Genomic DNA, 8,784 nt, shown 5'->3' with positions numbered 1-8,784 from the left:
CTACGCTGATTTCATCAGCTTTTACAGCCCTACTCAACTGTGCGGAGGTGGGACGACGAAATCGAATTCTAACGAATAACCGATTTCTGTCCCACTCTCATTTTATCCTAATACCAATTCATCACTAACCAGGGTTTCACCACTGTTTTGTTGGAAGAGGCGCATCAAATCTTCAACCGTTAGGTTTTTCTTTTCTTCTCCTTTGACGTCGACAACGACCTTGCCTTGGTAGAGCATGATTAAGCGGTTGCCGTATTCAATGGCATGGTTCATATCATGCGTAATCATCAAGGTTGTCAAATCATGGCTTTCCACGATCTTTTGTGTCAATTCCATGACCATTTCACTAGTTTTAGGATCGAGCGCTGCGGTATGTTCATCCAGAAGCAAGAGTTTTGGTTTGACCAAGGCTGCCATGACCAAGGTCAAAGCTTGACGTTGCCCACCAGACAAATATTGGGTATCCACCTTGAGACGGTTTTCTAAACCGATATTCAGTTCCTTCAAGGCTTCACGGAATAATTCGCGATCTTTCTCTCGAACTCCCCAGCTCAAACCACGAGATTTCCCCCGACGTTGGGCAATGGCCATATTTTCTTCAATGGTCAAACGGGAAGCTGTCCCCATTTTAGGATCTTGGAAGACACGCGCAATATCTTTCGCACGCTTACGAACACTCGTATTTTTGATAGAGTTACCTTCTAGCAAGATATCTCCTTCATCTACGACCAGATTTCCTGCCAAGATGTTCATCAAGGTTGATTTCCCAGCTCCATTTCCACCGATGACCGAAATGAAGTCCCCTTCTTCTACTTGGAGATCCAAGCCTTTTAAGACATGGTTTTCATTGACTGTTCCTGCTTCAAATGTCTTATGAATACCTTCAATTGATAATAATGTTGCCATACTTTTCTCCTACTTATTTCCTAACTTCAATCCACGAACACGAAGACGTTTTTGCACCTCAGGAGCGAACAAGACAATCGCGAGCAAGATCGCATTGAAGAGACGAACCATATTTTGATCGAGATTTGGGATCTCGTAAATATTTAAGATGATCAAACGGTAAACAATGGCTCCAACCCCGATGGAAAGCAAGCGCCAACCAATGGTCAATTCGTGGATCAAAACTTCAGCGATAATCACCGCACTCAAACCGACTACGATCGTCCCTGTACCAGAAGTCACATCTGAGAAACCATCATTTTGCGCAAACATGGCTCCACAAAGGGCAATCAAGCCATTGGAAATCATATAGCCCAACATCTTCATGTTATCTACATTGACCCCATTGGCCTCACTCATTGGAATGTTATCACCAGTCGAGCGCAAAACCAAGCCAAGTTGCGTCTTCATTAAGAGAGTTAACAAGATACAGACGATGATCAAGCAAGAAATACTAATCAAAAAGACTGCTTCTTCATTGGACAAGCCCAATTTCATGACACTTTTGAAAATGGTACTGGCATCGCCAATAGAGAGGTTGGGTACTCCCCCCATGATTTTAATATTGATAGAGTAGAGACCGGTCAAAGTGACAATCCCTGTCAAGAGGGCTGGAATTTTCATTTTTGTATGGAGAATCCCAGAAACCAATCCTGCGATCATTCCTGCTAGGAAGCCCAGCAAAGTTGCAAGCCAAGGGTTTCTTCCTGCTTGAATTTGGGAAGCTACAACTGCTGCCCCAAGTGGAAAGGCTCCTTCTGCCGTCATATCGGCAATATCTAAAATTCGAAATGTTAAGTAAACACCGATCGCCATGATCGACCACAATAAACCTTCTGATAAACTTGATAAAACGAAATTCATCTCAAACCTCCTATTTTTCTACCTTCAACGAGCTAATATCAATTCCAAGCTCTTTAGCCATCTCTTTATTGGTATGCAATTCTAATTTTTCAGGTGTTTCAACTGCAACTTTGCCAGGTTTCTCACCCTTCATGATGCGAATGGCCATCCGAGCAGCTTGTCTTCCCAATTCCTCATAATCGGTACCAAAGTTGTACAAGCCACCAGTAGTCACCATCTCAGCAGACCCACCAAAAACTGGCACCTTATGGCTGATAGAAACCTGTTTTACAGTGTCCATTGTAGAAGAAATGATGTTATCCGTCGGAACAAAGACGATATCTGCTTCTGACATGATACTGTCTGCTGCAGCCTTCACATTGTTACTATCGAGGATGGTTTTTTCAACCACTTGATAGCCTTTAGCTTCAAGGATCTTCTTCGCATTGTCTTTTTGGACAACTGAGTTAGGCTCACTTTGTGTATAGAGGATCCCAACTGTTTTCGCCGTTGGAAGCACTTGCTTAATCATGTCTACCTGTGTAGAGATCGCATCGTCTGACTGGTCACTTGTCCCTGTGATATTGCCACCAGGCTCTTTCAAGTTTTTCACCAATTTCGCTGCCAATGGATCGGTCACAGCTGAGAAGACAACCGGTGTTGTTTTCGTCGTATTAGCCAAACTTTGAGCTGATGGTGTTGCAATCGCAAAGACGAGATCATTTTCTTCCGCCAATTGTTTGGAAATATTTTTCAGATTTCGTTGCTCCCCTTGAGCATTCTGAAAATCGATCTGAATATTTTTCCCATCTACATAACCCTCTTTCTTCAACTCTTCTATAAAACCTTTTCGTGTCGCATCAAGCGACTTATGGGTAATGTATTGGGAAATCCCAATTCGAAAGACATTGTCTTTTTTAGCATCCTTCAGGTTGTGTAAGGTCACCAATGATGTTAACAGCAGTCCTACAACCAGGACAGGTGCTAGTAATTTCTTCACTACTTTCATTTTTTGACTCCTTTTCTGCAAAATAAACAAAAAATCCGCTTAGATTATTCTCTAAACGGATGCTGAAATTCTCCAACAAGTTACAAAACCTCGGTCCATTTAGATACTAGCTCTATGGACCATCATCAAAAATCTTAGCCACATAGATACAAACAAATTGCTTGGGTTGTTTGCATCCATGAGATCATGTCTACAAACACTATCTAAAGTAGCTAAAGTAAAATTTTTGAGTTGAAATAGCTTGTTGCTTCATGTTTATTTTCTGCTTTCTTTATTTATGGGTATTATCTTACCTTAATTTTTTTTGGCTGTCAAGACTATTTCAGAAATTTTTCAAATTTTTTGAAAATTCAACTAGTCCTGACAAGAAAAAAACAGAGGCTGGAACACGTCCAGGCCTCTATTTTCTAATCTTCTTTTGATTTGGTTTCTTCATCTTCTTCGACGATTTCAGAAATTTCAACTTTTACCTTGGTCACACGACCATTTTTCACCTTGTCGTTTGTCAGGATCAAGTGTTTCTTTTGACTATCGACTTCACAGCTGAGGCGTTCTTTCAAGGATGGAATCCGCCCAACTTCAGTCAAATAATACCCTGCAATGGTATCCACATCATCACTTTCCAACTCAACATCAAAATATTCGTTAAAGTCATTTAGAGACATGGCTCCTTGTACGACATAGGTATTGTCCGCAATTTCAAAGACATCAATTTCCGCTTTGTCAGTCTCATCGTCAATTTCACCGACGATTTCTTCTAACAAGTCTTCAAGAGTGACCAGTCCAGACATTCCTCCATATTCATCGAGCAGAATGGCCATTTGATTTTGTGTATTACGCAATTCCTTCAAAAGATCATCCACAAAAATGGTTTCTGGAACAAACAAAGGTTCTTGTAAAATCTTTCTTAAGACAATATTATCAAAGCCATTGATAAATCCTTCGTTCAAGAGACGTTTGGTATGGATGAGGCCGATGACATTGTCCTTGTCATCATCATAGACAGGAATCCGTGAAAAGTTTTGCTTAAGGATACTTTCAATAATTTCTTTAGTATCATCATTGATATCAACCATGAAGGCATCTGTCCGTGGGACCATGACTTCACGCGCTACCATTTCATCTAATGAAAAGATCCCTTGGAGCATCTCAATCTCGTCCGCATCTAGTGTTGCTTCACTATTGGTCAGCATATACTCGATTTCATCCCGCGTCATCTTTTCATCCGGATCATCGAATTCCATTGGCGTGATACGGCTCAAAAGGTTGGTCGACGCTGAAAGCAACCAAACAAAGGGGCTGACAATTTTTCCTAATAGAATCACAATCGGAGCTGTTCGAACAGCCAACTCATCTTTCAAGTTCATAGCGATTCGTTTCGGATAGAGTTCGCCAAACACGATCGAAATATAAGTCAAAAATGCTAGAGATAAAAAGCTTCCAGTTGCCAGAGCCGTTTTGGTATTGCCCATCCATCCAGCAATGACATGTCCAAGGCTATCCGCAAGACTCGCCCCAGATAAGATGGTAATCAAGGTGATCCCCACCTGAATAGTGGATAAGAAATGGTTCGGTTGCTCCAATACGCTAAGAAGACGAATGTATTTTTTATCTCCTTCTTCAGCCTTTTGCTCTACACGAGAGCGATTCAACGATACCATTGACATTTCAGTCGCCGAGAAAAAGGCATTCAACAATGTCAAAACAATCAATAAAATAAATTCCAGTAAAATTTCCTGACTGCCAGGGTCTTCCATGGATAATTTCCTCCAGTATATAATATTGTATATTATACCACAAAATAGGAGAGCCTGCATTCTTCTATAAAATTTTCTTTTTTTACCATCAAAAAATCAGGAACAAGTCCTGATTTTAGAATGTGAACATATTGTTTTTTCACATAAAATAACCTAAGTAACGCTGAAAACTTAAAACAAAATATATAATCGTTTCATTCAAACCTACACTGAAACTTTCCGCCGTGAGAAAAGTGCTAGAAACACGATTGTTTCTAGCACTCGGGAGTTTTGGGAGTAAAACAGTTTGGGAAACTGTTTTAGCCTGAGCCTAAAAAATTAAAAAGCGAAGGGGTCCAAAACGAATTGAACACGGGCTACGGATCGTGTCAAAAAGATAAGTTTTCCTAGAATCTAAAGATTCTGCGTCAAACTTCCTATTTTGACTTTATCCGCGAACGCCCTTTGTATCTTAATTAGTCATGGAACTTCTTCGAAGTTCGCTGACGTCCGTACTCACCTAAGGAAAGTTTCTAAGAAGACTTTGTCTTTAGTGTTCTGCACTGGTAAAATCATAAAAGAAGGCATTGAGTTTTTCAACCAGCTCAAGCGATGAGAGACTACTTGTACAAATAAATGGTTTTTTCTTTAATTCAGGCATCATAAAGTTGGCCACCACTACGTCGGCATCCGAAGCTTCAATATCATCCACTGTTAGATTGTACTTGATCATCTGCGTAAATTCAAAGTTATCCGTACAGTAGAAATCTAGAAAATCGATCATGGATTTGGCATGGTGATCGTCAAAACGACTGATAATCAAGACCTTAATAGACTTCCGACGGCGCAACAACTGCGGTAAGAGACGTTCCCAGTGAGTGTAGACCGTGTAGATCATGTGCTTGATGATCTCTTCGTTCAGATCATGCTTCATGGTCTTCATATAAGTGATGATATGCTCCTTCAAATCATCATAGAAGGCTGGGAAGATGCTCATGAAATCTTCGTTGGTATTGGTCTTGGTATCAAATAAGAGGAACTCCGAGAACAATTCCTTCCGACCTAAGTGAGCCGTATTGTGAACGTGCATCAACATCTCATCAAGATTTTCAATGTCTAAATCATAGGTATAGCATAGATCCTTGAACATATCTTTGATGAGTCTAGTCGATTCTTTGGCATAAGGATCCGTTTCTGCAGCTTCGATCAAGCTTTCTGGACTGAAATAGAAATTCTCTTGAATAAAGATAATAAAGAACTGTTCCAGCACTTTTTCATTCAACTCGACACCCAACTGCAAGCTAAAGTAGCGCAACATCTCCTCGACATTGGTCACCCCTTGATACTGGTCCTTATACACATCATAGTTCGTTGGCATGTCGATGAAGTAACCTTGCTTAATCCGTGACAAGTAGACTGTCAAGAGAACTTTATAAGACCTGAGTACAGAGAAGGTCAATGGATAGCCATAGAGCTTGAAGAAGAAGGTGATCAAATCGGTCACCGCCTCTTCCTTAAATTCTGGGAAAGGCCACTCCATGTAGTAATAACGTTCCGCAAAATATTGGGCATAAAAGAAACGAACGTCAATCTCATCCCCGACAAGATTCAAGGGTTTCAAATCAATCTTTACATTGTATTTGGTTTGAAGCTTCTGATTAATCGTCCGAATCAAGCGATAGAAAGATTGGTAACTCAAATCAAACTTTCTGCAAATATATTCATTGGAAACATCCTTGTTGAAAAAGAGATATTCAATCAAAGCAAAGGCTTGTGATTCTTTTAAAAAGTGATGATAGATCACTTCTAGCCCAACCGAATCCTCATAACTGATCTTGATCCCATTGGTAGAGGATTCAATTAAAAAGTCATCAAATGTACTACGAAGATTAGACAAATCTTCTTTTAACGAACGTTCTGTACAATCCAAACGCTTGGCCAACTCTTTTAAGTGGAACCATCTTTTTTCCTTAATCAAGATTTCCAATAATTGCAATTGGCGTCTCTGTTTTTTCGATAAGAGCAGTCTCATCTTTTCCTACCTTTTCATATTTTCTTTCAAAATCACTTATATTTTAACACATTTCATAGCACTTGTTGACTATTTTCCAGCATTTTTTCAAATAAATGTACAAAAAAGACTCCAAGGCCCATATAGGCGCTAGAGTCTATGATTTATTAATGATACCAAATTCTTCTTTTTTCTTCTGCTCCTTAGCAGCACGGTGGTTATCATAAAGATTTACCAAGAATTTTACAATTTCTTTTCCAATCGAATAGACTGGAATCGCAACGACCATCCCGATAATGCCGTAAATATTACTTGAGAGCAATAAGAGAACCATAATGGTAATCGGGTGAACCTTCATCACGCCTCCAACGATACGCGGATAAAGAATATTCCCATCGATCTGCTGGATAATCAACATGTAAATGACTGCTTTGATCATCATATCCATATCTGTGAAGGCATAGGTGATGATCATCGGAATCAACCCGATGGTTGGTCCTACATATGGAATGAGGTTGGCTAATCCAGAAAAAATGGCAAAGACCAAAGCGTACTTCAATCCAATAAAACTATAGCCAATGTAGGCTAGGGTTCCAATGATAAAGGCATCGATCGAAATCCCACTAATATAGCGAGAGACCGTTTCATTCAAACTAATCAAGAGGCTTGAAATGTGGAGTTTGTCATTGCGTAAAATGGTCCGCTCCAACATCGGTAATAACTTCTTCCCATCGACCAAGAAATAAACCAAGAAGACAGGGGTCATGATCAAGATAAAGACCGTATTAACAATGGTGTTAACCACACTTCCTAAACTGTTGGTCACACTATTCAAGAGATTTTGTAGGATATCCATATATGAGAGATTCAACTGCTGAATCGTCGACTGGATATTCACATTCTGGAACAAAGGATTGGTCGAGAGTTTTCGAACCAAACTTTGAACTTCCCAGTAAAGTCCTTGAGTTGAATTGATCAAGCTGGTTAACTGATTAATTAAGATAGGGAGCAGATAAAAGATCCCTAAGCCAATGATCCCAAACAAGAGTACTAAGGTGATCAAAATCCCAAACCCACGCTTGATTTTTAAATGTTTTTCCAACAATTCAACAATCGGATTGGTAATGTAATATAAAAAACCTGCAATTAAAAATGGTAAGAGGATGGTATTCAGAACAGATACAAATGGAGAAATTAAAGTCCCCATTGATTTCCAAATATAGAAAATCACCGTCAATAATAAGATCTCACATGTCCAGAATAACAATTTACTATTTCGAAACATTCCTTACCTCCTGTTTTCTATTCTACCATATTTTATGATAGAATAAAGGAGATTTTAATCAAAAGGATAAAGTTATGAATAATTTGATTGAACTACAAGACGTCAATTTGATCCGCAATGGAAAAGCCCTTTTAAAAGAGATTAACTGGCAAGTAAAAGAAAATGAATGTTGGGCGATTTTAGGCTTAAATGGAGCAGGAAAATCGACCCTCCTCAAACTGCTCATGTCTGAATACTGGGCTAGTTCTGGCCAGGTAACGGTCCTTGGAACCCGCTTTGGAGAAGGGGGTATTCCTGAGTTACGTAAGCGTATTGGGATCGTTAGCTCCTTCATTTCAGAAAGACTGCCAGAACATCTTTTGACAGAGCAAATTGTCCTAACTGGTCAATACAAGAGTAGTATCTTATTTGCTGCATACGGGGAAGAAGAACTGAACTGGGCACGGGATATGCTAACTTCAATTGGGGCTAGCTCTTTGATCGGCCGCAAATACCGTGAGCTCTCCCAGGGAGAAAAGCAGACCGTTCTCATTGCACGAAGCCTCATGGACCAGCCAGATCTGATCATTTTTGACGAAGCTTCTAGTGGATTGGATCTCTTTGCCAGAGAAAAGCTCCTCCGTCAGATCCATCATATCAAACAACTGGATCACGCGCCTACCATGATCTACGTCACCCACCATGCTGAGGAAATTACAACAGACATGACCCATGTCCTCTTACTCAAACATGGCCAAGTGGTCGAGCAAGGACCAAAGGAAAAGATCCTAACTCCCCATGTCCTTAGCCAATTTTATGAAGCACCAGTATCCCTTATCGATCTTGGTGACGAGCGACTCTTTGTCAAACCAGAAATCGCACACTGAAAAGAAAGTGAATAAAGCAAAAGAGAGTGGGACAGAAATCGGTAATTCGTTAGAATTCGATTTCGTCGTCCCACCTCCGCACAGTTGAG

Annotated in this window: 7 protein-coding genes; 1 reads left to right on the top strand and 6 read right to left on the bottom strand. The window is 40.1% G+C overall.

The window, feature by feature from the left end; translation table 11 throughout:
• Nucleotides 1-102 precede the first annotated feature (102 nt).
• From NFR56_RS09510 to NFR56_RS09485, 6 genes are all read right to left on the bottom strand, one after another.
• A complete protein-coding gene (locus NFR56_RS09510; RefSeq protein WP_049486091.1) occupies nucleotides 103-906 on the bottom strand; it encodes an ABC transporter ATP-binding protein in 804 nt (267 codons plus the stop codon).
• Nucleotides 907-915: 9 nt separating this feature from the next.
• Nucleotides 916-1,809, bottom strand: coding sequence for an ABC transporter permease (locus tag NFR56_RS09505; protein WP_134974243.1), 894 nt, complete (start codon nucleotides 1,807-1,809; stop codon nucleotides 916-918).
• Between the two features lie 10 nt (nucleotides 1,810-1,819).
• Nucleotides 1,820-2,797, bottom strand: a complete 978-nt coding sequence (locus NFR56_RS09500) for an ABC transporter substrate-binding protein (protein ID WP_251458770.1) — start codon at nucleotides 2,795-2,797, stop codon at nucleotides 1,820-1,822.
• 407 nt (nucleotides 2,798-3,204) lie between these two features.
• Nucleotides 3,205-4,554, bottom strand: a complete 1,350-nt coding sequence (locus NFR56_RS09495) for a hemolysin family protein (protein WP_251458766.1) — start codon at nucleotides 4,552-4,554, stop codon at nucleotides 3,205-3,207.
• 529 nt (nucleotides 4,555-5,083) lie between these two features.
• Nucleotides 5,084-6,565 carry an AcpB/EbpR/MafR family transcriptional regulator gene (locus NFR56_RS09490; RefSeq protein ID WP_251458763.1) on the bottom strand — a complete coding sequence of 494 codons (1,482 nt, stop codon included), beginning with the start codon at nucleotides 6,563-6,565 and terminating at the stop codon, nucleotides 5,084-5,086.
• A 136-nt stretch (nucleotides 6,566-6,701) separates the two neighbouring features.
• Nucleotides 6,702-7,829, bottom strand: coding sequence for an AI-2E family transporter (locus NFR56_RS09485; protein ID WP_049507210.1), 1,128 nt, complete (start codon nucleotides 7,827-7,829; stop codon nucleotides 6,702-6,704).
• A gap of 74 nt (nucleotides 7,830-7,903) precedes the next feature.
• On the opposite strand from NFR56_RS09485, the gene NFR56_RS09480 reads away from it, so the two are divergent.
• Nucleotides 7,904-8,695: an ABC transporter ATP-binding protein gene (locus tag NFR56_RS09480; RefSeq protein WP_251458753.1), complete on the top strand. Its 792-nt coding sequence runs from the start codon at nucleotides 7,904-7,906 to the stop codon at nucleotides 8,693-8,695.
• The last annotated feature ends 89 nt before the right edge of the window (nucleotides 8,696-8,784 follow it).

This window comes from Streptococcus caecimuris, from assembly GCF_943193075.1.
GTDB lineage: Bacteria > Bacillota > Bacilli > Lactobacillales > Streptococcaceae > Streptococcus > Streptococcus caecimuris.
This window is presented reverse-complemented; position numbering and strand designations above follow the sequence as displayed.